This window comes from Nocardia sp. NPDC049190, assembly GCF_040648115.1.
GTDB lineage: Bacteria > Actinomycetota > Actinomycetes > Mycobacteriales > Mycobacteriaceae > Nocardia.
This window is the reverse complement of record NZ_JBEZDE010000028.1, coordinates 55,619-79,832: the sequence shown is the minus strand read 5'-3', so window position 1 is coordinate 79,832 and position 24,214 is coordinate 55,619. Positions and strand designations below refer to the sequence as shown.

General features: G+C 64.8%; 12 protein-coding genes and 1 pseudogene. 4 read left to right on the top strand and 9 right to left on the bottom strand.

The annotated features are described in order from the left end of the window. The first annotated feature begins 296 nt into the window (after positions 1-296). Positions 297-1,238 carry an amidohydrolase family protein gene (locus AB0B25_RS23005; RefSeq protein WP_357182949.1) on the top strand — a complete coding sequence of 314 codons (942 nt, stop codon included), beginning with the start codon at positions 297-299 and terminating at the stop codon, positions 1,236-1,238. Between the two features lie 45 nt (positions 1,239-1,283). Beyond that, complete coding sequence (locus AB0B25_RS23000) at positions 1,284-2,687, top strand: MFS transporter (RefSeq protein WP_357182946.1); 1,404 nt, start codon at positions 1,284-1,286, stop codon at positions 2,685-2,687. Between the two features lie 162 nt (positions 2,688-2,849). Here the strand turns inward: AB0B25_RS23000 and AB0B25_RS22995 are convergent, their stop codons facing one another. The 3 genes from AB0B25_RS22995 to AB0B25_RS22985 form a co-directional block, all read right to left on the bottom strand. Beyond that, positions 2,850-3,275, bottom strand: a complete 426-nt coding sequence (locus AB0B25_RS22995; protein WP_357182943.1) for a hypothetical protein — start codon at positions 3,273-3,275, stop codon at positions 2,850-2,852. Then, positions 3,220-5,196, bottom strand: coding sequence for a hypothetical protein (locus tag AB0B25_RS22990; RefSeq protein WP_357182941.1), 1,977 nt, complete (start codon positions 5,194-5,196; stop codon positions 3,220-3,222). Before AB0B25_RS22990 ends, AB0B25_RS22995 begins: the two co-directional genes overlap by 56 nt. 396 nt (positions 5,197-5,592) lie before the next feature. Then, a complete protein-coding gene (locus AB0B25_RS22985) occupies positions 5,593-6,297 on the bottom strand; it encodes a class I SAM-dependent methyltransferase (protein ID WP_357182938.1) in 705 nt (234 codons plus the stop codon). Between the two features lie 1,618 nt (positions 6,298-7,915). On the opposite strand from AB0B25_RS22985, the gene AB0B25_RS22980 reads away from it, so the two are divergent. Then, positions 7,916-8,830, top strand: coding sequence for a hypothetical protein (locus AB0B25_RS22980; RefSeq protein WP_357182935.1), 915 nt, complete (start codon positions 7,916-7,918; stop codon positions 8,828-8,830). Between the two features lie 158 nt (positions 8,831-8,988). Here AB0B25_RS22980 and AB0B25_RS22975 read toward each other — a convergent pair. From AB0B25_RS22975 to AB0B25_RS22960, 4 genes and pseudogenes are all read right to left on the bottom strand, one after another. Beyond that, positions 8,989-9,222 (bottom strand): annotated as a pseudogene (locus AB0B25_RS22975) (MFS transporter); the annotation flags it as partial. Positions 9,223-9,292: 70 nt separating this feature from the next. Continuing rightward, positions 9,293-10,456, bottom strand: a complete 1,164-nt coding sequence (locus AB0B25_RS22970; protein ID WP_357182932.1) for an MAB_1171c family putative transporter — start codon at positions 10,454-10,456, stop codon at positions 9,293-9,295. Then, positions 10,453-10,956 (bottom strand): hypothetical protein, encoded by a 504-nt coding sequence (locus AB0B25_RS22965; protein WP_357182930.1) that lies wholly within the window; start codon positions 10,954-10,956, stop codon positions 10,453-10,455. The genes AB0B25_RS22970 and AB0B25_RS22965 overlap by 4 nt, the downstream gene beginning before the upstream one ends. A gap of 22 nt (positions 10,957-10,978) precedes the next feature. Then, positions 10,979-11,407: a helix-turn-helix domain-containing protein gene (locus AB0B25_RS22960; RefSeq protein ID WP_357182927.1), complete on the bottom strand. Its 429-nt coding sequence runs from the start codon at positions 11,405-11,407 to the stop codon at positions 10,979-10,981. Between the two features lie 594 nt (positions 11,408-12,001). On the opposite strand from AB0B25_RS22960, the gene AB0B25_RS22955 reads away from it, so the two are divergent. Further along, positions 12,002-19,738: an amino acid adenylation domain-containing protein gene (locus AB0B25_RS22955; protein ID WP_357182924.1), complete on the top strand. Its 7,737-nt coding sequence runs from the start codon at positions 12,002-12,004 to the stop codon at positions 19,736-19,738. Between the two features lie 57 nt (positions 19,739-19,795). Here AB0B25_RS22955 and AB0B25_RS22950 read toward each other — a convergent pair whose 3' ends face one another. Beyond that, positions 19,796-22,807, bottom strand: a complete 3,012-nt coding sequence (locus AB0B25_RS22950) for a bifunctional [glutamine synthetase] adenylyltransferase/[glutamine synthetase]-adenylyl-L-tyrosine phosphorylase (RefSeq protein WP_357182921.1) — start codon at positions 22,805-22,807, stop codon at positions 19,796-19,798. Between the two features lie 57 nt (positions 22,808-22,864). Beyond that, complete coding sequence (locus tag AB0B25_RS22945) at positions 22,865-24,202, bottom strand: glutamine synthetase family protein (protein ID WP_357076214.1); 1,338 nt, start codon at positions 24,200-24,202, stop codon at positions 22,865-22,867. Positions 24,203-24,214 lie beyond the last annotated feature (12 nt).

Genomic DNA, 24,214 nt, shown 5'->3' with positions numbered 1-24,214 from the left:
TCCCGACACATTCGCGCGCGACACCCGCGCCGGACGATCCGAGCGCCGGCGCTGTCGACCTGGTAGAAGGCGTATTCATCGAGCCCTTGGCATGATTTCGCCCGCCGGCAGACGCGTGGGCGCCACGCCTTCGGAGTGGGCGGCAAGCGGATCGAACCAAGCAACTCCAGCGCACCCCGGCTCGATTGTTAACAATTTTGCTGAAACTATTGTGCGCTATCTCTCGGTCAATGTAGCGTCGGATTTACTGTGACGCACACCCCTGGACGAAAGGGACAAAGTTGTCCTCCCTTCCCGTGAGCCGCGGCGCGACCGCCGCCGACCGACTGGCGCCTAAAACGCCAGGATGGCTGGACTGGTATCCGAACCCGTCCCGTCCCCTGTTCGAGCTGCCGCCAGGTACTGTCGACGCGCACTGCCACGTATTCGGGCCCCAGGCGCAGTTCCCGTTCGCCCCGGAGCGGAAGTACACGCCCTGCGACGCGAGCAAGGACCAACTCTTCGCGCTCCACAACCACTTGGGCATCAGCCGCAGTGTCATCGTGCAGGCCACGTGCCACGGCGCGGACAACAGCGCCATGCTCGACGCCGTCGAGGCCTCCGGCGGGACGGCGCGGGGAATCGCCACGGTCGGTCCGGACATCACCGATGCCGAGTTGCGCACGCTCGACGCGGCGGGAGTGCGGGGTGTGCGGTTCACGTTCCTGCGACGTCTGGCCGACACCGCACCGAAGGACGATCTGGCGGCCATCGCCGCTCGGATCGCGCCGCTGGGCTGGCACATCGTCCTCTACTTCGAAGGCGCCGACCTGCCGGAACTGGAAGACTTCTTCGGCGCGCTGCCCACCCCGCTGGTGGTGGACCACATGGGGCGGCCGGAGGTCACCGAGCCGGTCGACGGCCCGCAGTTCAGCCGCTTCCTGCGTTTCGTCGAACACAACGACGTGTGGGTGAAAGTGAGCTGCCCCGAACGGCTCAGCGTCACCGGACCGGCGGCCCTGGACGGCCAGCGGAACGCGTATACCGATGTCGCGCCCTTCGCTCGCCGAGTCGTCGAAGAATTCCCGGACCTGGTGCTGTGGGGTACCGACTGGCCCCACCCCAATCTGACCGACCACATGCCCGACGACGGGCTTCTGGTCGACTATGTGCCACACGTGGCCGTCACCACCGAACAGCAGCACAAGCTGCTCGTCGCCAATCCGATGCGGCTGTATTGGCCCGGCGAAGCCTACTGATCCACCTCGTCCACTTCTGTTCTTCTCTTCGACAAGGGCCATTCCATGCAGCACTCCAATGCGGTGAATCGGCTGGACCGACTGCCGATCTCTCGGTTCCACAAGATCACCCTGCTGGCCGTCTCGTTCGCTTACTTCTTCGAGTTCGCGGACATCAACAGTTTCGCGACCACCGCGCCCAAGCTCATCCACGTGTGGGGGGTCACGGTCAACCAGGTGGCCTACGTCACCTCGCTGTCTTTCGTCGGCATGTTCTTCGGCTCGATCATCGCCGGCGGCATCGCCGACCGGTGGGGCCGCAAGCGAGCACTGATCCTGACCACGCTGTTCTTCGGAATCTTCTCCTTCGCGGCGACCTTCTCCTGGGACATCGTGTCGCTCGGCGTCTTCCGGATTCTCACTTCGGCGGGGCTGTCCGCGATGACCGTCGTCGCGGTCATCTACGTCAACGAGTTGTATCCGGCCGCCGTCCGCGGCAAGTACCAGGCCTACGCCATCGTCATCGGTATCTGCGGCACTCCGGCCACCAACCTCATCGCCAGCGCGGTCGTGCCGTTGACCGATTGGTCGTGGCGGCTGGTCTTCCTCTGGGGTTCGCTCGGAATTGTGTTCGTGCTCTTCGCTCGGCACATCAAGGAGTCGCCTCGCTGGTACGAGAGCAGGGGCGATTACCTCGCCGCGGACGCGGTTCTGCGCGAAATCGAATCCCTGGTCGCTACCGAGAAGGGGCCGCTTTCCGAACCCGCGCCACCCGCCCACGAGGCCGAGCCCACCAAAGCTCCGCTGCGCATGTTGCTCCAGAAGCGATACCTGCTCCCGACCCTGCTGCTCACGGTGCTGTGGGTGACCCAGACCATCGGCTTCTTCGGTTATTCGAGCTGGGCGCCTACCCTGCTGGCCAAAGAAGGCTTCAGTGTCGAGAAGTCCGTCTTCTACGTGGCTCTCACGACTGTCGGTGCACCGCTGGGCTCCTACCTTGCCTCGGTCGTCACCGACCGGTTCGAGCGCAAGTGGTGCCTGGTGGCCTTCGGCACGATCATCGCGCTGTGCGGACTTTTCTACGGACTGACCTTCAATCCGCTCTTGATCGTCGTCTTCGGCTTCCTGGTGAACCTGTTCGAGCGCGGTTACACCGCCCTGGGCTACGCCTACTCCCCCGAACTTTTCGATACCCGCAGCCGTTCACTGGGCACCAGCATCTCCTACGGCGTAGGCCGGCTGTCGAACGCCGCGGGTCCGCTGATCGTCGCGGCCTTATACAACAGGTCCGGCTATCAGAGCGTCTTCCTCTTCATCGCAGGCACGTGGCTGGTGGGCGCGATCGTGCTCGCCGTGTTCGGCCCCAAGACCCGTCGCGCGCGGCTCGCTGCCGCCGGTGACCGCACCGGGCACGATTCCGACCGCAGGCGAGCCGTTCACCCTCGACCAGGTGTTCACCAAGCCGAGTAGATCCACCCGGTCGCCTCGAGCGATACCAGGTAGCGCAATGTCCGAGCGGCGGCGCGCAGATATCGAACCACGAGACCTCGCGCCGCTGACCTGCTCGCCCCGCGACCGGACCTGATCGTCCGGCGGTGGGGCCAGCGGCCGTCGTACCGACCACCCCGATCGCTAGAACCGGGGAATCGCCTTCGACGGAGTCAGTTTTACGTTGCCCGTCCAGTATTCGGAATTCGCCATCTTCTGCAGGACCTCCGATGCGGTCGCGAGGTCATCGGTGGCGGCGGCGGTCAAGTACTGCTCGGCAAGGTGCGGCATGATGAATCTGTTCATCAGTTGACCTCGTTCCTGGCTCCAGCCCTCGAATGCCAACGGCAGCGGGTAATCGGGATTCGACTGAACGAGCGCCCCACTGGCATTTCGAGTAATTCGGCTGCCACCGGCGAGGGCCTGGATTCCTCTGATCTTGTCTCTGGTGGGGTTGCGGAAGTAGTCGTGCAGATAGTCCCGTTCGGCGCGGGTGAGATCGGATTCGGGCACATCATCGATATAGCGGCGGTTGGCCAGCCGGTGCGCGGTCTGGTGGAACAGCGCCATATTGGCAGGCGAACGGCCCAACTTGAGCACCGCCAGTGACGCCGCGGCCTCGCCGATGTACTTGTCCCCGTCCCACACGCTCGGAGCGAAATTCTGCCGATAGTTGTGGGCCCGCATCGCATCGCATCGCATCGCATCGCATCGCATCGACGATCATGTCGTGATCGGTGTAGCCGGCATCGATCATCGCGGAGGCGACGTCGCCGAGGGATCCGCCACGATTGACGACGCGGTCCACAGCCGCGGCGGCGCTGCGATGGGTATGACCGCCGTACTCCTCCACCGCCGACCTGGCGGCTTCCATGACGTTTTCCCGAGTCCGCATGTAATTGACTTGCCAGCCCTTCTCGTTCACCTCCGCATTGGCTTTCCACCCCGACTTCTCCGCACGATTTCGCAGGCTCGCGTTCGGGTCCCAGGGACTGCGTTTGTTCCCGAAGAGCAATGCGGTGACCGGGTTGCCGTTGAGGGTGTTGATCGCCGCGGCTCCGGTGAGCAGGCCCGACGCGATGGAATGCGACGTGCCTCCGGGGCCCATGCCGAAGGCGGCGCCGGCGCTGCCGCCACCGGATCGGCCCGCGCCCTGGATGGCCAGGGAGAACCGGTTGGCGATCCAGTCGTTGCCGCGGCTGATACCGGCACTGAGCCTCCGTACTTGGAGCACGGCGACGCTCTCCACGATGGCGCCGAGCACCAACACCACCATGACCTGGCCGCGGGCCTGCTCGAACAGATTGCCCAACAACAACATGTAGATACCGAGGAAGAGGGTGAAAGCCGTCATCCTGGCCGCCCCGACGAAGCTGTCGACGATGTTTCGGACCAGGAAGGTTTGGGTCGGCCCGTAGATGAAACCGCCCGCGGCGAAACCGAAGACAGACATAACGGCGTGATACATCGAGTCCAGCGCGGCCCAGATGATCTTGACCGCCAGGTATACCCCGAAGACCAACAGGATGGTCGCACAGATCAACAGCACCAGACCGGAGCCGATCTGACCCATGCCGGGCTTGTCGGCCTTGGCGAAGGCCGTTGCATCACCGCACGCCTTCAGGCCTTCCAAGACGCGCGCCTGGTCACCCGACTGGACTCCGGTCGACCAGGCGGCCCCACAACGCGGCGACTGATCGATCACGTGACCGAAGTTCCACACCTGCACCGGGCGCCGCGCGAAATTATCGGCCAGGTCGCCCTGCAGGCCCGCCACCAACTGGCCCGGATTCGGATTCGACTGGCCGTCGAGCCCGGCCGCCACCGAGACACCCAGGTCACGTCCCTGAGCCAGCAGGCCGTGTGAGGAAAGCACATCGGCCAACGGATGCGCGAGAAAGATCGGACCGAGTATCGCTATGGCCACCATCGTCACGACCTGTATCGCCGCCTTAGCGTGATACCCGCGCACGACGAACCACGCGACGCAGAACGCGCCGATCGCCGCCGCCACGGTCAACACCAAAGGCGTCGCGATCTGGCCGGTGAGTCCGTCGGCCACCCCGGTCAACGCCCCGCCGATCGGATCCAGCCACCGGAAACTCACTGCGTAGCCGATCACCCAGAGTGCCGCGGTCACCAACACCAGATAGCCGACCAAGAGCAGCTCGAGCAGCGTAACCAGCACTCCCTGCATGGGATTGAACAGGCTGCCGCGGCTGGCCGCGTACATGTAGTCGGTCAACCGCACTCCGGACGAATCCCGGATGTTCATCCACCCGAGTGCGTCGATGCTCGCCCCGCCTGCGGCAGTGCCGCTCTGTGCCGTTGCCACCGCACCGAGGACGCCGGGGATAACGAACAGCGCGACCGTGATGCCGAAAAACCATACGATGCGCCGTCGCCACGGCGAGAGATTCACCCAGTCACGACACCACCGCACGAGCATTGCCAACGGTACGGAATCGCCGAACACCGTCGCCCGCACCATCAGCGAACCGCGATCACGAGAAGACTGTGGTCTGACAGTCCGACCACCGAGGTATCGACAAGTCGTGGCGCTCATCGTGTTCCACTCGCTGACACGTGTACGAACCGTCGGAAGACACTGATAGCCGAGTGCACGGAGCAAAACTATGTGCCCGAAAGGGACAACGGCATAGATCTTCGCACGCTGATCGCAATCCTCGAGCGCTCGGAAGTGGAATCGGAGTGCGAAGGTCTCGCATCGGACGCCACGGCGTAGCCAGCGGCTGTACCGGCCACTTCCACACGATGCCGAGGAAGCTGGTGAACCTCAGGGGCACAACAACGATCGGGAGCCCGGGCACTTCCCTGTCTCCTGCCCGGGCTGGCGATGCGCCCGCGAACTCGCTGCGTGGAGAAATCAGCCCAGATGGGCCGACAGCAGCCACGCTGGAACCGACTTACGGCCGCTGGGCTCGTCGCGTATGCCCTCGAACCGAATACTGGGTTCTCCCGGCATCCCGAAATCGCCCACCGGAAGGTTGCCATGAATTCGCGCCGGCCTGATCTCATCGATCACCCAGTACTTCGACACCACCGCACGAAGCTCGTCGGCGGTGACCGGCGCCGGCGGCCCTTGTTCGGGCACGTCGGGCAAGGCGGCCCGGTCGAACACCAGCGCGAAATACGACGCGCCCGGCGCGGCGGCGCGCACGATCGACTGCTGATAGCCCTCCCGCGACGCAACCGGGATCGAATGGAACAGCGTGCTGTCGACAATGGTGCCGAAGCGGCCGTCGTAGCCCGTGAACGAGCTGATGTCGGCGACCTCGAAGGAAGCGTTGGCCAGCCCGCGTCGGGTGGCCTCGGCGCCGGCCAGCTCGATCGCCGTCGGCGACAGATCCAATCCCACGGTGGTGTAACCCCGCTCGGCCAGATCCAGTGAGATCGCCCCCTCGCCGCACCCGACATCGAGGACATCGCCATGGAATTTGCCCTGCTCGATCAGCACAGCGAGTTCCGGCTGGGGTTCCCCGATGCTCCAGGGCGGTTTCACGCCAGGCCCGAACGGACCGTCTTTGCCTTGGTAGACGGCCTCGAATTCGAAATCATCCGGTGTAGTCATAACCCACCAATATCAGGGCAACTGACCCATATTTGGGACCTCGCCCGCGACGCGCTCGGCCTGCGCTACATGTGCAAGCCGACCCACGCGCTCCAGACAACGTCGAGCCGCGCAATCACAATTGCCTCCACGAAAGGCCCGAGATCACGACCACTGCCGCTACAACCGGCCCCTTCCTCGCGGGTTGCGCACCTTCTGCCCTCGAGTTCGGGTCCATCCTGAAGATCTTCGTTCGAACGCAGTCGACTGGCGGCCGTCAGGGACAGAACAACAGCCATTCCACTGCGCTCGGCGAGCGAGCGGGCGGGTAGCGGGGTCAATGGTGAGTTGGCGAGGGGTGTTTGGGTTGTGCGACTGGTCTCGGCTGTCTCGGGTTGGCGTTTCGGCGACATGGTGGGTGTGTGGTGGTAGCAGGGATGGGGCGGAGGTTGCTTGTTCGCCGATCAGCGGGTTCACGCGGGTCCGGTGCGTTATCGAGCTGAGCGCCGGTGCGCAGCCGGCCAGGAGTTCTCCAGGGCACGGGCGACTGTGGGTTTGTCCGTGTGCAACTGTTGAAGTCATTTCAGTGCAGGATATTTCGACGGTAGGTAGCTGTATGTATTGCGGTTGGCTGCACTACCTCGATGTCGAGTTCGACTGCGGCGACTCCGCGTGCGCGAGCGTGTTCTGATTGATCGCGACATCGTTGCGGTGCAACGCTGCTGCACCCGTCCTGTTCCAGCGAACGCGGCTGCATCGGCTGACCACCGCGACACACCGCTGCTCGGAATGGCTCGGTAAGTAGGCCTCGGTCGGTTCGGTCAATACCCTCGCACGGACCGCGTCATGGGCGAAGAATAGGTATTCGCTGACTGATCCATGTCAGTCGAAGTGCTCGTCCGGCCGCCCGGGGGCGGGCGACGACATTCAGCGGGGGTTCTCGGAATGCGAAGTTCGGCACTGGTTCTGATCCTCGCCGCGACTCTGACGGCAGTCGCGGGGTGTGGAGACGGGAATTCGTCTGGTGCAGAGTCCACCTTCAGTAGCAGCACACAACAGGGCAATCCAATCGGCGAAACCGAACCCACCCCCAGCACCCCGGCCGAATCCGGCACCGCGGGAAGGCCTGCCCCCGACAATAGGGGCGAATCCGGAGGCGCTCCCGGCAACCCTGGTGGAAGCAGGGGCGGCGCGAGCGCGAGAGGAATCCCGGTCGACCTCGGCTCCTACGAATTCAATCCCGGCCAGCGCGCCTCCGACATCGTGGACACGATGCGTGATCGGTTCGCGGCGAACTGCGCAGCTGTCAAGCTCTCAGCGGATTGCGTCACGGTCGTGACGAAGGAGGACCTGACCCAACCGACACCGACGTGTGGAAGTCCGGCGCACCCGACCCCCGAGGGAACCGTCTCGTTCGTCGGAATCTATCCCGCCCCTGCGTATACCGGAGAGCCGGCGAAGACGATCAACTCCGGCGAGACGCTGACCGTCTATACGAAGAGGTGCCGAAGCGATGAGGCGCCGACCACAAACGCACCACCCACATCCCATGAAATTACGACGACATCGAAGGCGCCCGCATCTACCGTGGCGACGTCGACGACGCCCGCACCGCCCGCGGCTGCGACGACGACCAGCAATGGCTGAGCCCGAAGGCGAGGGCCGCGGATCGGTGTTCGCGGGGCTTCCGCAGATGGCACAGGTCGTCGGACAATTCGTGGCGCCAGCGACACTGTTGGCCGGGCTGCTGTTCTACTGGGGGTTCTTCCATGCGCGCGGGTTCTGCGGGTATTTCGGTGTGGACTCGGCGGTGCTCGGACTCACCACCACCGACTACGTCATGCGCAGCGCGGACGGATTGTTCGTTCCGCTCGCGGCGTATGCGGCGGCTACCCTCGCGGTGATGTGGGGCTGGGTCGCGTTACCGAGACGGCTTCGGCAAGGCCGCTGGCCGAGAGGGATCCTGCCCGGTGCGGCGATCGTGGGCGTGCTGTTGTTGATCAACGGATTGTCCCGCTTGAGGTTCGAGACGCCGATGAATCAGGCGCTGGGGGTGGCGCCGTCCTGCGTGATCGTCGGACTGTTGTTGACGTGGAGCGTCGTCGTCGCGCGCCGCCGGAAGCTCTCGACCGAATCGGCGACTCCGGCGCACTCGACGGCGCCGTTCGAGTGGGGTTTGATCTTCCTCCTCGTGGGCGGCAGCTTCTTCTGGGGGGCAACGGACTACTCGCTCGCTGTGGGTCGCGGACGCGCCATCGAGTTCGAGAGCGTGACCTTGCCGAGGGCCGCCGGCCTCACTGTGTACACCGAAAAGGCACTCGATCTGAATGTTCCCGGGGTTCGCAGGATTGCGTGTACCGACGCGGCCGCCGCCTACCACTACCGCTATGACGGACTCGTCCTGGTCATGACAGCGGGCGAAAACCTGGTCGCGGTACCGCGAACGTGGCGGCGTGAACATGGAACCGCAATCGTGCTGCCGCGCACCGGGGCAGGCGCAGCCAGATTGGAATTCACCACGTCGAATCCGGCGGTCGCGCCGACAGCTTGCTGAGCCGCCGCAGGCAACAGCTCAATGCCCACCGCCCTGGTCTCCTCGACGACGGCGCAGGCGATCCGGCGCCCCTGATATCCGTCACCGTCGTCACCGCATTCGGAACCGGCCCCCCTCCGCGGTGCGCACCTGCGGTCAACCCACGCGATCGCCGAGCCCGCGGTCAACCCACCCATGCCGATTCCCTGGATGACCCGCGCGGCCAGCAGCACCGGCACATTGCCCGCGAGGCCGGCAATGATCGAGCCGCCGACGAAGAGGACGAGGGCCGACGGGACCAGCAGCTTCTTGTTGAACAGATCGGACAGTTTGCCCCAGATCGGGGTGGACGCGGCATTGGCCAACAGCGCCGCGGTGATGACCCACGCGTACGCGGTCTGCGATCTCTCCAGTGCACCGCTGAACGCCGCCGGAACGCACTGGCACGACCACCCTGACAGCCGGTGAACGTACGCTGAGCGGTCACCGGGCCGTGTCGGAGCGCACACCCTCGAAGGATCGCAGTGCGCGACCGACATGTTCCAGCCATCTGGCTTCATCGAGCAGCGTGTCGGTGCCGTCGTGTTCAACGAACAGGGTCATCGTCGTGTTGTGCCGGGGCGGGTCGCCTGCTTGCTTCGCTGTCATCGCCGCCGCGATGACGGCCGCCTCGATCATCGGGCCGCGTTCGCGGTCCGGCAGGCCGAGCGCGTCGGACTGTTCGGCGGCGAGTTGCCGCGCCCGTGGATCGGCATACCCGCGCAACGCCAATTGCGCGTCCCGAATATCGACGACCCGGCGACAAAGCCGAAATTCAGCGTCTCGTAGAGGATTCCACTCGCGGCCAATCGGAAGGGGCACAGCGCTCGCCGTGCCGGCGACGGATGTCAGATGCCGGCTCAGCGCAATGAGTCGCCGTTCGGTGCGGTGGCATCGGTACGCATGAAGCAGCGACCCGAGGAATTCGCCACCCGAAGGCAGCGCCATCCCTGCGATGACGATGAGTAATCCGGCTGCCGTGAGCAGCCCGTCGACAGTGGTGTACATCGGCAGGGGCGGGTGGCGGAGATCGGCCGCGACGAGTACGTAGCCGAGGAAGGCCAGGCGTGCTATCACAGCGATTCCGCCTATAGCGATGACGCGGAATCCGATGCGTAGCCACGGCTTCGCGGTGAGCACGGCGTAGCGGAACCCGAACACGACCGCAGCTACGGCGCTGACACCGCCGTAGCAGATGAACAGATACCGATACCGGGCGCAGTTCGCGCACGCCGGTGGGAACGCGGCGAACAGCGAGACGACTGCGGCGACGACGACAACGAATCCCGCAAGACACAGTTGCGACCTGCGGCGCGCGATCTCGGTCGGGGTCGTGAGGTACACGAACCATATCTGGGTCGCGCACACCGCGAGCATCGCCGTGATGTCACTGAGCAGAATGCCGATCGTCGGAATACGGGTGCGGCGCTCGATGGCATCGGATTCGAGCCAGAACATCATGGTCGCCAGGATCGCACCAGTGAAAAGCGCACTCGCACGGTGCATCCCGTTGCCCGGATCCCGCATGATGTCGCGAGCCTTGATGGCCAGGACAGCGACGCAAGCGAACGCCGTGAGCAGGATGAGGAGAATCGGGTCGGGGGTCACAGGGAGTTGTCCAGGCGGCGGACTATGCCGGCGATCGTCGGATCGGCAGCGATGGTGACCGGCTGACTCGACCGGTGCGCGCGCCGCAGCAGCAACGTCGCCGTCATCTCCGCCTCGGTCTCCTGCTCGGTCGATCCGCAGGACCTGGCCAGAACCTGTCCCTGGATCCCCTGGGCGATGTGCACGAACATGCAGTGCCGTCGATCATCGCCGATCGGCCGGCCCCGGTGACCGAGAAGCAGATGCGCGAACTCGTGAAAGATGATCTGCTGGCGGTGAATCGGACTGGCGGATTCCTCGTAGATGACGGAATGCCCGTGCTCGTCGGTGATCAGCAACCCGAGTGGACTTGCCGGCGGCAAGGCCATCGGGATCAGCTCGATCCGTCTGCCCACATGACTGGCCAGCCGGTCGCACACCTCGTCGATACCGAAACGAACCGGTAGCCCGAGCACATCGATTCGTCTTTCGCAGCGCTTCCGCAAATCCGTAGTCCGCATGGCAGTCGAAGTTCTTCGCGCGCTACCGGTCGCCGGACGGGCCTGCGGGCAGTCGCTCCAAACGGCGGAAACGGTTGATCACGTCAGTGACCGCCGCCAGACTCTCGGCAGACAGGCCCGCCGCGCGCAGCGCCACATCGCGTACGCCCGCGTCCCGCATGGCAGCCAGCAGACCCAGCTCCGCGTCGACCTCGCGACTGGTCTCATCGTCGAAGAAGTACGCGGGGGGAACCCCGAAGAATCGAGCAAGCGCGCTCAAGTGCCGAAAGGTCGGATTGTCCCGTTGACCGGTGCGCAAGTACCAGACATAGGAGCCTGACATCTTCACCCCCTGATGGCGGGCGATCGCGGTGGCGACCTCCTCGTTGCTGAACTCGCGACCGTCCGGCCTGCGCACGACGTCGAACAGGTGGGTCAATCTCGACGCCAACGTTGTGCCCGTTTCGTCCACCGGTCGCCTTCCCCTCAACTGGAATGCCTCCGAACCATTATCGCTGGACGACTGTTGACAGGCCAGACCAGGCATGGTGCAATCGGGACCGTCAACTGATGTGAAGGAATTCCTTCTGAAGCCACATATGTTGACATGTCGACAGATTGCGCTGTGTCGTACGGGAGGACTGACATTGGGCAGGAGCAGACCGGACGCGTGCGACAGCAACATCGAACACCTGCGGTTCTGCACAGAGTCCGCGGCGATGACGTCGCCGGTCTGCCAGCGGGTGGCAGCTGATGTCGGGGACAACGCAGCCACAACCGCGATGCGCGTACACTACGCATGGACATAGCTCCAGATACAGTGCTCCCAAGGGCAATACGCTCGCCGAGCCGGTCAGTGCGATGTCGGACAACACAACCGCGGGCGATGTCGCCGACTGGATGGTCGACAGACGCGCAGTCGCACGGGATATGCCGCCGAATGCGCACCGGAGTTGCCCCAGCTCGCCGCGGAGGGGAGCGCTGGGGCAACGACGAACTCGGAAATACCCTCACGATGCCTAGGGCGCCGAATCGACAAGCCCAAGAAATAGACTAAGGAACAGCCTTGGCCGCTGAACACAATCCGTTTCCTGCGCTCTGGGCGCTGTTGGTCGGTTTCTTCATGATCCTGTTGGACATGACGATCGTTGCGGTCGCCACCCCCGCGATCAAAGCGGATCTGAATGCTGACATGCCCAGCGTGGTCTGGGTTACGAGCGCCTATCTGCTCACCTATACGGTGCCCCTGTTGCTGACCGGGCGGCTCGGAGATCGGTTCGGGCCCAAGCGTGTCTATCTGGTCGGTCTGGTCGTCTTCACCGCCGCCTCGTCGTGGTGCGGCTTGTCGCAGTCCATCGAAATGCTGATCGCCGCACGCGCGGCGCAGGGTATCGGCGCAGCGTTGATGACGCCGCAGACGATGGCAGTGCTCACCCGGACGTTCCCGCCGGAGTCGCGCGGCGCGGCGACGGGCCTGTGGGCTTCGGTCGGTGGGCTGTCCATGCTGGTCGGCCCGATCATCGGAGGCGTGCTGGTCGACCGGATCGGCTGGCAGTGGATATTTTTCGTCAACATTCCGATGGGGGTCACGGCGTTCGCCGCGGCGGTCTGGCTGGTGCCCTCGTTGCCGACACACACGCATCGACTCGATCTTCCTGGTGTGGCACTCAGTGCGGTCGGTATGACGTTGTTGGTGTTCGGCATTCAGCAGGGCAACACCTACCACTGGTCGGCGGGCGTCTGGGCATCCATCGGCGCGGGACTCACGGTGCTGGTCGGGTTCGTCGTGAACCAGGCGCACAGCAAAGACGAGCCATTGGTGCCACTGGGGCTGTTCCGCTATCGAAATTTCGCGTCGGCCAACGTCGCGGTGTGCGCAGCAGGTGCGGCGGAAACCGCCTTGATGGTGCCGGCGTACTTCTACCTGGAGGCGGTGCGGGATCTGTCGCCGACGGCAGCGGCTATGGCGTTGGCCCCGATGGCGGTCGTCACCGGCATCGCGGGCCCGTTCGTCGGCAGACAGGCCGATCACATGCACCCGCGTGCCATTCCGAGCTTCGGTTTCCTTCTGTTCGCCGCTTCGATGGCGTGGCTGGCGTCCGCAATGACACCGGACACCGCAATTCGGCAGATTGTGCTCTCGAGCGTCGCAATGGGGCTCGCGGCGACTTGTATCTGGGCACCGCTATCGGCCGCCGCCACACGCGACCTGCCCGTGCTCCACGCCGGCGCGAGCGCGGGCGTCTACAACACCACCCGGATGGTCGGCTCGGTCCTGGGCAGCGCGACGATCGGCGCGTTGATCACCGTTCGGATGACAGCACAGGGAATCTCGTCATCGCCAGCCGGCGGCGCCTGGCAGGTCCCCGAGTTCCTGAAACCTCCGTTCAGTGCGGCGTTGAGCCAATCGACCTATCTGCCCGCCGCGATCTTGCTGATAGGCCTGATCGCATCGATGATGCTAATTCTCCCCCACCGATCACCGACACTGACTACAGCGGATTCGAGACACCCCGACCCGGACACGTCGAGAACAGGGACCGACTCTCCAGCGGTGTCGCCTTCAGTTGCGGATTTGTTCGCCGGTCAGGCGGATCGAACACCGGACGCGGTCGCAGCGATATTCGAAGATCGCTCGCTGCGGTATGCGGAGCTCGATCACGAGTCCAACCGGCTGGCACGGGTTCTGATCGATCGAGGTATCGGTCCAGAGGCGATCGTGGCGGTGATGCTGCCGCGATCGCTGGAGATGATCATCGCGATTCTGGCGGTGATCAAGGCGGGCGGGGCATATCTGCCGATCGACCCCAGCCATCCCCGCGAGCGGATCGGGTTCATGCTCACCAACGCCGCCGCGCGTCTGGTCCTGACCGATTCCACGACAGCCGAGTCGGTCATGCGCCCGAGTGCGATCCACCTGCCGACCGCGGTATCGGTACTCGCAGTCGACGACGCCGAGACAGTTCGACTCATGGCTGAGCAGCATGACGAGCGCATCACCGACAGCGATCGCCGGTTCCCACTGCACCGGCACAACCCGGCGTATGTCATTTACACCTCGGGATCCACGGGCAAACCCAAAGGGGTCGTCATCACGCATCACAGCGCGATGACGGCGATTCGCGAATTGTCATCTCGGATAAAGATGACAGCGGAATCACGCGTCCTCGCCAGTACCTCATTGACCTTCGACGTGTCTGTGTTCGAGGTTTTCTGCACGCTGACCACGGGCGGCAGCATCGAAGTCGTCCGCGATATTCTGACACTGGTCGAACGCCCTTCGTGGAAGGGCGATATCCTCAGCGTCGCGCCCTCCGCATTCGGTGAGCTGATCGGACAATCCGATGCGGTGAAACTCGACGCGAAAGCTGTCGTCTTCATCGGCGAGCCGCTGACGGCGGCACTCGTCGAGAAAACCCTGGCGCATATCCCCGGCGTTCGCATCATCAACGGTTACGGTCCGACTGAAACAACCGTCGCGATTACCTCGTTCACCCTATCGCAGGCCCCTGGTCAGGCCGCTGTGCCGATCGGCTCGCCGGTCGGGAGTACACGGGTGTTTGTGCTGGACAACCGATTGCGGCCGGTCCCGATAGGCGTCGCCGGTGAACTATACGTGGCAGGTCCACAGTTGGCCAGAGGCTATCTGGGACGGACCGGACTGACATCCTCACGGTTTGTGGCGAACCCCTATCCGATCGCCGACGGCGAACGGATATACCGGACCGGAGACGTCGTCCAGTGGAACCGCGCGGGCCAGCTGGAATTCGTCGGGCGGGTCGACGACCAGGTGAAGATTCGAGGATTCCGGATCGAGCCGGGCGAAGTGGAAGCGGCACTGGTCGCCCACCCCGCGGTGGCGCGCGCGGCGGTGGTGGTGCGCGAAGACCGACCCGGCGACAAACGGCTGGTCGGCTACATCGTGCCCGCACACGGAATACTCGCGAAGACCAGAGATGTCGAGCATGTCGAGGCGTGGCGGCAAGTTTATGACGATATCTACAACGCACCCGACATTCCAGTGCTCGGAGCAGACTTTGCCGGCTGGAACAGCAGCTATACCGATCAACCGATTCCGCGGGCCGAGATGCGCGAGTGGCGCGCGGCGACCGTACAACGGATCATGGAACTCGGTCCGGCACGGATCCTGGAAATCGGCGTCGGCGCCGGCCTGATCCTGAGCGAAGTCGCGCCGACGTGTGAAAGTTACTGGGGCACCGATGTTTCCCCGACGGTCATCGATCGCCTGCGACACCAGCTCGAGGAACGACCCGACCTGGCGGCCGCGGTAAATTTGCGTTGCCAAGCCGCGGATGACATCCACGGTCTGCCGGAGAACTTCTTCGACGCGGTTGTCATCAATTCGGTTGTCCAGTACTTCCCGCACGCAGAATATCTGGTCGACGTCCTGCGCTCGGCTGTCCGGCTGCTGAGAACGCACGGTGTGATATTTATCGGCGACGTTCGAAACATGCGCCTTTCCAGTTGTTTCCACACCGCGGTCGAGCTACATCATGCCGGGCGGGACACGACGCCGACGGCGGCGCTGACAGCCGCTGAACGGGCCAGGACCACAACGCAGGAGTTGATGGTCGATCCGGACTTCTTCGTGAATTTCGCAGACGATACCGTCGGCCTCGCGGGCGCCGATATACGAATAAAGGACGGCGCTCATCACAATGAGCTGACGCGCTACCGATACGATGTGATACTTCGCAGCCGTCCCAGCGCGGCGCAGCAGCTACTCGCCGAGGCACGACGGCTGGAGTGGGGACACCCGGGGATCGGCATCGATGAACTCATCCGCCAACTGCGCGCCGATTCGCCTCCGATGCTTCGCGTAGACGGCATTCCCAACAGTCGCTTGTTTCCGGAAATCATGGCCGAGCGCAGATTACGCAGCGGCGGGTCGCTCGACGCCGCGTTCGCCGATCTCGACGCGTCACCCTCGCATCGAGAGTGGATCGACCCGTTCGAACTCAGCCGCCTGGCCGCCGAGCACAACTATCGGGCCGTTATGACCTGGTCGAATGTCCCGGAGCGGTTCGACGTCGTCTTGTGCAGACCGGAGGTGGTCACCACCGCATCATGGATAGGTGCGTACACGCCGAGGAAAACCGGCGAATTCGCTGCGGCCGAGCTCACCAACCGACCCGTGCGCTCCCGCGAAATCACCGCGTTGCCAAGCATTCTGAGGGCATTTCTGTCGTCCCGATTGCCGGCCTATATGATGCCTGCGGCGGTCGTTGTGGTAGATCGGTTCCCACTGACATCGAATGGCAAGTTGGACCGTCGCATGTTGCCGGCCCCGGAATTCACCAGCAAGACATATCGGGCGGCGCGCACCGAGCGGGAGAAGATACTGACGGGATTGTTCGCGGAGGTGTTGGGGGTGGCACGGGTCGGGATCGACGACAGTTTCTTCGATATGGGTGGACATTCGCTCTCGGCGACGAGACTGGCCAATCGAGTACGCGTGGTGTCGGGAATCGAGTTGGGTGTGCGGGACTTGTTCGACACACCCACAGTGTCCGAGTTGGCGGCTCGACTCGACAATGGCGTGCGAGTGCGTCCCGTATTGACGGTCGCAGACCGTCCCAAGGAAGTACCGTTGTCGTTCGCACAGCGGCGGCTGTGGTTCCTCCATCGGCTGGAAGGGCCTTCGGCGACCTACAACCTGCCGATGGTTGTGCGGTTGACCGGAGTGGTGGATACGGCGGCCTTACAGGCCGCGTTGGTCGATGTGGTGGGCAGACACGAAAGCCTGCGCACGGTATACCCACACCGCAACGGTGTCCCGTATCAGCGTGTGTTGCCGGCCGCGGACGTTCGTCCGCGGTTGATGTTCTCCTCGCCGGTCTCGACGGAGACAGCGGTAGCCGACGCGGTGCGCCATGCCTTCGATCTCGAGTCCGAGATTCCGGTGCGGGCGTCGCTGATCGACGTGGACGTGGACCGGCATCTGCTGGTTGTCGTGGTCCATCACATTGCCGCTGATGGTTGGTCCATACGACCGCTGTGGCGGGACATCGGTCAGGCGTATGTGGCACGCCGGGCGGGTCGAGATCCGGAATGGGCGCCGCTGCCGGTGCAATATGTGGATTACACGCTGTGGCAACAGGATCTGCTCGGCGAGCAGACCGATCCGAACAGTCGGATCGCCGAGCAACTGAGTTACTGGAAACAAACCTTGGCCGGAACACCGGAGCGAATCATGTTGCCGGTTGATCGACCCTTTCCCCCAGTTGTCTCGTATTTCGGCGCAGCCGAGCATTTTTCGTGGTCCGGCGAATTGTGTGCGGGATTGGAGAGATTGGCCCGAGCGCACGGGGCCAGCGTATTCATGGTTGTCAACGCGGCGTTGGCGGTGCTGCTGTCGCGTCTGGGCGGCGGCGACGACATCGTCATAGGTTCGCCGGTCGCCGGACGCACCGACGAGGCGCTCGACGAATCGGTCGGGTTCTTCGTGAACACTCTGGTGCTGCGGACGGATGTCTCCGGCGATCCCGCTTTCGCGGAGCTTCTCACTCAGGTGCGGGAACGCTGCCTGGACGCCTACGCTCATCAGGATTTGCCATTCGAGCAACTCGTCGAGGCCCTCAATCCGACGCGGTCGACGGCCCACCACCCGATATTCCAAGTGATGCTCGCCTGGGACAACACCGAGCGGGCCGATCCCGTGTCGACCGAAGGTCTGGGGCCCGATCTGCAGGGACGCTCGGAGTTCGTCGATACCGGCACCGTCCGAATGGATTTGGCCTTCAGCATGACCGAACGCGGCGGTCTCGGCGCGGGCGGTGTCGAAGTGGACGGCGTGGTGGAATTTCGGACCGATCTGTTCGACTCCCTCACCGTCAAGATGTTGATCACTCGTCTGCGGCGGGTGCTCGAAGCTGTCGTGGCCGATTCGGGCGCTCGGATACGGTCGATCGATCTGCTCGACGACGTGGAGCGGCATAGGTTGCTGGTGGAGTGGAGCAACACCGGCAACCGTGTCGGGCCGGTACCGTTGACGGTCGCGGAGTTGTTCGCCCGTCAAGTCGCTCGCGTGCCGGAGGCCACCGCGGTGGCCTCCGGTGATCGGTCGTTGTCCTACCTGGAGCTGGATCGCTGGTCCAACCGGTTGGCGCGGGTTTTGATCGACTACGGCGTCGGCCCGGAGACGATCGTCGCCATCGTATTGCCGCGGTCAGTGGAAATGATCGTGGCAATCATGGCCGTATCGAAAGCGGGCGGAGCGTATCTGCCGATCGATCCCGCCTACCCGCGTGAACGCATCGGGTTCATGCTCGGCGATGCCGCCGTACGATTGATTCTGGCCCGGTCCAGCACAGCCGAATCGGTGTTGCTGCCGGATTCCATCGATGTACCGCCGGACATTCCGGTGCTCGTACTGGACACCGCTGACACGGCCAGGCTCGTAAGCGGGCACCACAGCGCCCCGGTCACCGATATCGACCGGCTACGCCTGTCGAGTCCGCTCGACGCGGCCTACGTGATCTATACCTCTGGATCGACGGGCATCCCCAAGGGCGTCATCATCACCCACACCGGCGTCGCCGATCTGCTGACGGCCCAGCATGATCTACTCGACGTCGACGACACCAGTCGCGTGTTGCAGTTCGCCTCCCCCAGCTTCGACGCCGCGTTCTTCGAACTGCTACTGGCACTCGGATCCGGGGCCACACTCGTGGTGCCCGTGCAGAGCCGGGTGGTCGGTGCTGAGCTCGCCGACCTGATAACCGGATGCCGAGTGACCCATGCGGTTCTCACCCCCGGTGTGCTCGAAGGGATTCACCCGGCGGAACTACCGTCCGTTACCCATCTCGTTGCCGCGGGCGAGCCGTGCACTCCGGAGTTGGTCGGCCGGTGGTCAGCAACCCGGCGGATGGTCAATGGGTACGGGCCGACCGAGGCAACTGTGTGCGTTTTGATGAGTTCCCCGCTGTCCGACACCGGCCGGAGTGTGCCGATGGGATCGCCGGTCGGGAGTACACGGGTGTTTGTGCTGGACAACCGATTGCGGCCGGTCCCGATAGGCGTCGCCGGCGAACTATACGTGGCAGGTCCACAGTTGGCCAGAGGCTATCTGGGACGGACCGGACTGACATCCTCACGGTTTGTGGCGAACCCCTATCCGATCGCCGACGGCGAACGGATATACCGGACCGGAGACGTCGTCCAGTGGAACCGCGCGGGCCAGCTGGAATTCGTCGGGCGGGTCGACGACCAGGTGAAGATTCGAGGATTCCGGATCGAGCCGGGCGAAGTGGAAGCGGCACTGGTCGCCCACCCCGCGGTGGCGCGCGCGGCGGTGGTGGTGCGCGAGGACCGACCCGGCGACAAACGGCTGGTCGGCTACATCGTGCCCGCACACGGCAGTGCCGTGACGGCAGGCGCGCTTCGTCGGTTTGCCTCATCTCGATTGCCCGAATACCTGGTGCCATCGGCCATCATGGTGCTGACCGCCCTACCGTTGACAGCGAATGGGAAGGTGGATCGCCGGGCACTCCCCGCCCCGGAATACGCCGATGTGGCATATCGGGCGCCGCGCACCGATCAGGAGAAGTTGCTGGCAGCATTATTCGGCGAGGTGCTGGGAGTGGAACGAGTCGGGATCGACGACAGTTTCTTCGATCTCGGAGGACATTCGCTCTTGATCACCAGGCTGGCTATCCGGATCCGGGATGTTCTGGGAGTGACGTTGACCGTGCGGACCTTGTTCGACGCGCCGCGCATCGCCGAATTAGCGCGGGAGATAGCCGGCGGCGCGGAGATAACTCTGCCCGACGCCACAGGATAGATCGGTCGTCAAGGTTTTTTGACGGTCGGCTCGATGCCGGTTCGAGGGTGAGCCGGGTCAGGCACCGAAGACGCGTTCGACGACGGCTTTCGCGCGACGGGTGACGCGCATGTAGTGGTCGAGGAACTCGCTGCCGTCGTCGTTGGGCCATCCCGCTACCCGCGCGACGGCCGACAGCAGTAGGCCGGGGCCGGGTAGCTGGTCGGTGGGCTTACCGCGCACCAGGACCAGGGCGTTGCGCGCGTTGGTCGCGGTGAGCCAGGCGTCGCGCAGCAGTGCCACGTCGGCAGCGTCCAGGAGCTCGGTTTCCTCGATCACGTCCAGCGACTGCAATGTGGAGGTGTTGTGCAGGCCGAGCACGTCATGGGCGTGGCGCAGCTGCAGCAACTGGACCGTCCACTCGATGTCGGCGAGTCCGCCACGCCCCAGCTTGGTATGGGTGGCCGGGTCGGCGCCGCGTGGCAGCCGCTCGGCGTCCACCCGCGCCTTGATGCGCCGGATTTCGCGTACGGCGTCGGCCGAGACGCCGCCTTGCGGATAACGCACCTTGTCGATGATGTGCAGGAACCGCAGACCGAGTTCTTGATCGCCCGCGACCTGATGGGCGCGCAGCAGCGCCTGCACCTCCCACGGCTGCGCCCACTGCCCGTAGTACGCGGCGTACGCGGCCAGAGTGCGCACCAGAGCCCCATTGCGACCCTCCGGTCGCAGCCCGGCGTCGACGTGCAACGGCGGATCGGTGCTCGGCGCCCCCAGCAGCTGCTGTACTTTGTCGGCCACTCCGATCGCCCATTTGACTGCCTTGGTCTCGTCCGCACCCGGCCTCGGGTCACACACGAACAACACATCGGCGTCGGAGCCGTAACCCAGCTCCATCCCACCGAGCCTGCCCATACCGATCACCGCGAAATCGGCGGGCGCGGGGCAACCCATTTCTGCTTCGCTCGCGCGGATCACCGCGCGCAGCGACGCCTCCAACACCGCGACCCACACCGACGACAACGCCCGGCACACCTGCGGCACCTCGAGCATGCCGAGCAAATCGGCCGAGGCCACCCGCGCGAGTTCGTGCCTGCGCAGCGAACGTGCCGCGGCCACAGCGCGTTTCGGGTCGTCATACCGGGCGGCGGCGGTCAGGATTCCGCGTGCGACGTCCTCGGTCTGTGGACCCAGCAGCAGCGGACCGCCGGGGCCGTCGGCGTACATCCGAATCGTCTCCGGCGCGTTGATCAGCAAGTCCGGCAGATATCCCGAGGACCCGAGCACGATCATCAGCCGCTGCGCGATCGCCCCCTCGTCACGTAACTCGCGCAGGAACCAGATCTGATCGGCGAGCCCCTCCGACACCCGACGGTAGGCCAGCAGGCCGGCATCGGGATTCGGGGTGTTGCCGAGCCATTCGAGCAACGTCGGCAGCAATAGGGCTTGGATGCGTCCACGACGCGACACCCCGCCGGTCAGCGCTCTCAGGTGCCCGAGCGCATGTTCCGGTCCGGCATAGCCGAGGGCGGCCAACTGCCGGATCGCAGCCTCCGGGCTCAGCCGAAGCGCGTCGGAGTCCAACCGGGCCACCGATTCCAACAGCGGGCGGTAGAACAACTTGGCGTGTAATCGCCGCACCCGTACCGCGTTTCGGCGGATCTCGTTGCCGAGGACGCCCAACGCGTCCTGCCTGCCGTCCGGCCGGATATGCGCGGCGCGCGCCAGCCAGCGCATACCCTCCTCGTCGTCCGCGGCGGGCAAGGTGTGCGTGCGACGCAGCCGTTGCAGTTGCAGCCGGTGTTCGAGCAGACGCAGGAACTCATAGGAAGCGGTGAGGTTCGCGGCGTCGTCGCGGCCGACATATCCACCTGCGGCCAGCGCGGTCAGGGCCTCGACGGTGCCCTGTGCGTGCAGGGTCTCGTCCACCCGGCCGTGCACCAATTGCAGCAGCTGCACAGCGAATTCGACATCGCGCAAGCTTCCGTGTCCGAGCTTCAATTCGCGTTCGCGCAGATCGGCAGGCACCAGGTCCTCCACTCTGCGACGCATCGCCTGCACCTCGGCGACGAAATCGGGGCGTTCGGACGCCGACCAGACCATCGGCATCAACGCCGCCCGGTACTGTTCGCCGAGCGCGAGATCACCGGTCATCGGCCTGCTCTTCAGCAGCGCCTGGAACTCCCAGGTACGCGCCCAGCGCTTGTAGTAGGCGATGTGCGAATCCAGCGTCCGAACCAGCGCTCCCGCCTTGCCCTCCGGACGCAGCGCCGCGTCGACATCGAAGAACGCCTGGCTCGCCACGCTCATCAGCTCGGCGGCCAACCGGGTCGCGGTGGTGTCGGCGGGCTCGGCGACGAACACCACGTCGACATCGCTGACATAATTCAGCTCACACGCGCCGCTCTTGCCCATGGCGATCACGGCCAGCTGGACCGCGACCGGCTCGTTCTTGCAGACCCGCGCGACCGCCACGGACAGCGCCGCGGTCAGGGCGGCGTCGGCCAAAGCGGTGAGATGCCTGCCGACCACCTGGTACGGCAGCACCGGCTCGTTCTCCACGGTGGCCGCCAGGTCCAGGGCGGCGAGCAGCATCAGCTGATCGCGATACCGCTTGCGCAGCCACGCCACCACCTCGGGACCGCAGCGTCCGGCGCGAAACAGCATCGGGCCCGCGTGCGGGCCCTGCTCCGGCACCGCGTCGACCACGGCGAGCAGGTCGGCAATGAGCTCGTCGCGGTCCGGTAGCGCTGTGCGGCGCAAGACCTCCCAGGCCGACGGGTCCGCCACCAGATGATCGCCGAACGCGCTGGACGACCCGAGCAGCGCGAACAGCCTGCCACGCAGTGAGGTGTCCGTGCGGATCGCCGAATCCAGTGCGTCCCAGCCTGTTTCGACACTCGCACGCAGACGCATGAGCGTGCTCAGAGCGAGATCGGCATCCGGCGCGCGCGACAGCGACCACAACACCGGGATACTTTCGACATTGTCCCAGCCCAATTCGCGCAGCGACGCGGCTGCGGTCGGCTCGAGCAATCCGAGCCGACCGACACCGGGGACAGCGGAGCGGGCAGACGGTGGCCGGACCATAGATCTCAAATTACATGGCGATGTCCGCCGGCACGCTGCCGCCGGACATCCCCCGGGTTACAACCCCAGGTACTCCTCGAGTTCGAAAGGGGTCACCTGGCTGCGGTAATCCGCCCACTCCCTGCGCTTGTTGCGCAGGAAGAAGTCGAACACGTGCTCACCGAGGGTCTCGGCGACCAACTCGGAGCGCTCCATCGCCTTCAACGCCTCGTCCAGCGTGCCGGGCAGCTCGCGGAAGCCCATGGCGCGCCGCTCGGCGGTGGTCAGCGACCACACGTCGTCCTCCGCCTCCGGCGGCAGCGTGTAGCCCTTCTCGATGCCTCGCAGGCCGGCCGCGAGCAGCACGGCGAAACTCAGGTAGGGGTTGCAGGCGGAATCCGGGCTGCGGATCTCGACGCGGCGCGAGGACGACTTGTTCGGCGTGTACATCGGCACACGCACCAGCGCGGAACGGTTGGACCGCCCCCACGAGGCCGCGGTGGGCGCCTCGCCGCCGTGGATGAGGCGCTTGTAGGAGTTCACCCACTGATTGGTGACCGCGCTGATCTCCGGCGCGTGCTCCAGGATGCCCGCGATGAATGCCCGCGCCGTCTCCGACAGGTTGATCGGGTCATCGGGGTCGGCGAAGGCGTTGGACTCTCCCTCGAACAGGCTCATGTGCGTGTGCATCGCCGAACCGGGGTACTTGGCGAACGGCTTGGGCATGAACGTCGCGCGCACACCCTCGTCGATGGCCACTTCCTTGATCAGATAGCGGAACGTCATCACGTTGTCGGCCATGGAAAGCGCGTCGGCATACCGCAGGTCGATCTCCTGCTGACCCGGTGCGCCCTCGTGGTGGCTGAATTCCACCGAGATGCCCATGGACTCGAGCGCGTCGATCGCATGGCGGCGGAAGTTCGGCGCCGAGTCGTGCACGGCCTGGTCGAAGAAGCCGCCGGAGTCGGCGGGTATCGGCATGCCGTTGTGCGAGCCGTTCTTCAACAGGAAGAACTCGATTTCGGGGTGCACGTAGCAGCTGAAACCGACGTCGCCCGCCTTGTTGAGCTGGCGACGCAGCACGTGCCGCGGGTCGGCCCAGGACGGCGAGCCGTCGGGCATCGTGATATCGCAGAACATGCGCGCGGAGTGCTGGTGACCCTTACTGGTGGACCACGGCAGCACCTGGAAAGTCGACGGATCCGGCCGAGCGACCATGTCGGCTTCCGAGACACGGGCGAAGCCTTCGATGGCCGAGCCGTCGAAGCCGATGCCCTCCTCGAACGCGCCCTCCAGCTCGGCGGGAGCGATCGCGACGGACTTCAGGTAGCCCAAGACGTCGGTGAACCAGAGACGCACGAAGCGGATGTCCCGCTCTTCGAGCGTCCGCAGCACGAATTCCTTCTGGCGATCCATGACCGCGAGCGT

Bases quoted from the DNA above. Each gene is read 5' to 3' on its own strand.
- AB0B25_RS22965 (WP_357182930.1), bottom strand. From the start codon at position 10,956: ATGCGGACTACGGATTTGCGGAAGCGCTGCGAAAGACGAATCGATGTG.
- AB0B25_RS22990 (WP_357182941.1), bottom strand. From the start codon at position 5,196: ATGGTGCGGGCGACGGTGTTCGGCGATTCCGTACCGTTGGCAATGCTC.
- AB0B25_RS22980 (WP_357182935.1), top strand. From the start codon at position 7,916: ATGGCTGAGCCCGAAGGCGAGGGCCGCGGATCGGTGTTCGCGGGGCTT.
- AB0B25_RS22985 (WP_357182938.1), bottom strand. From the start codon at position 6,297: ATGACTACACCGGATGATTTCGAATTCGAGGCCGTCTACCAAGGCAAA.
- AB0B25_RS22950 (WP_357182921.1), bottom strand. From the start codon at position 22,807: ATGGTCCGGCCACCGTCTGCCCGCTCCGCTGTCCCCGGTGTCGGTCGG.
- AB0B25_RS22995 (WP_357182943.1), bottom strand. From the start codon at position 3,275: ATGGCGCTGTTCCACCAGACCGCGCACCGGCTGGCCAACCGCCGCTAT.
- AB0B25_RS23000 (WP_357182946.1), top strand. From the start codon at position 1,284: ATGCAGCACTCCAATGCGGTGAATCGGCTGGACCGACTGCCGATCTCT.
- AB0B25_RS22945 (WP_357076214.1), bottom strand. From the start codon at position 24,202: ATGGATCGCCAGAAGGAATTCGTGCTGCGGACGCTCGAAGAGCGGGAC.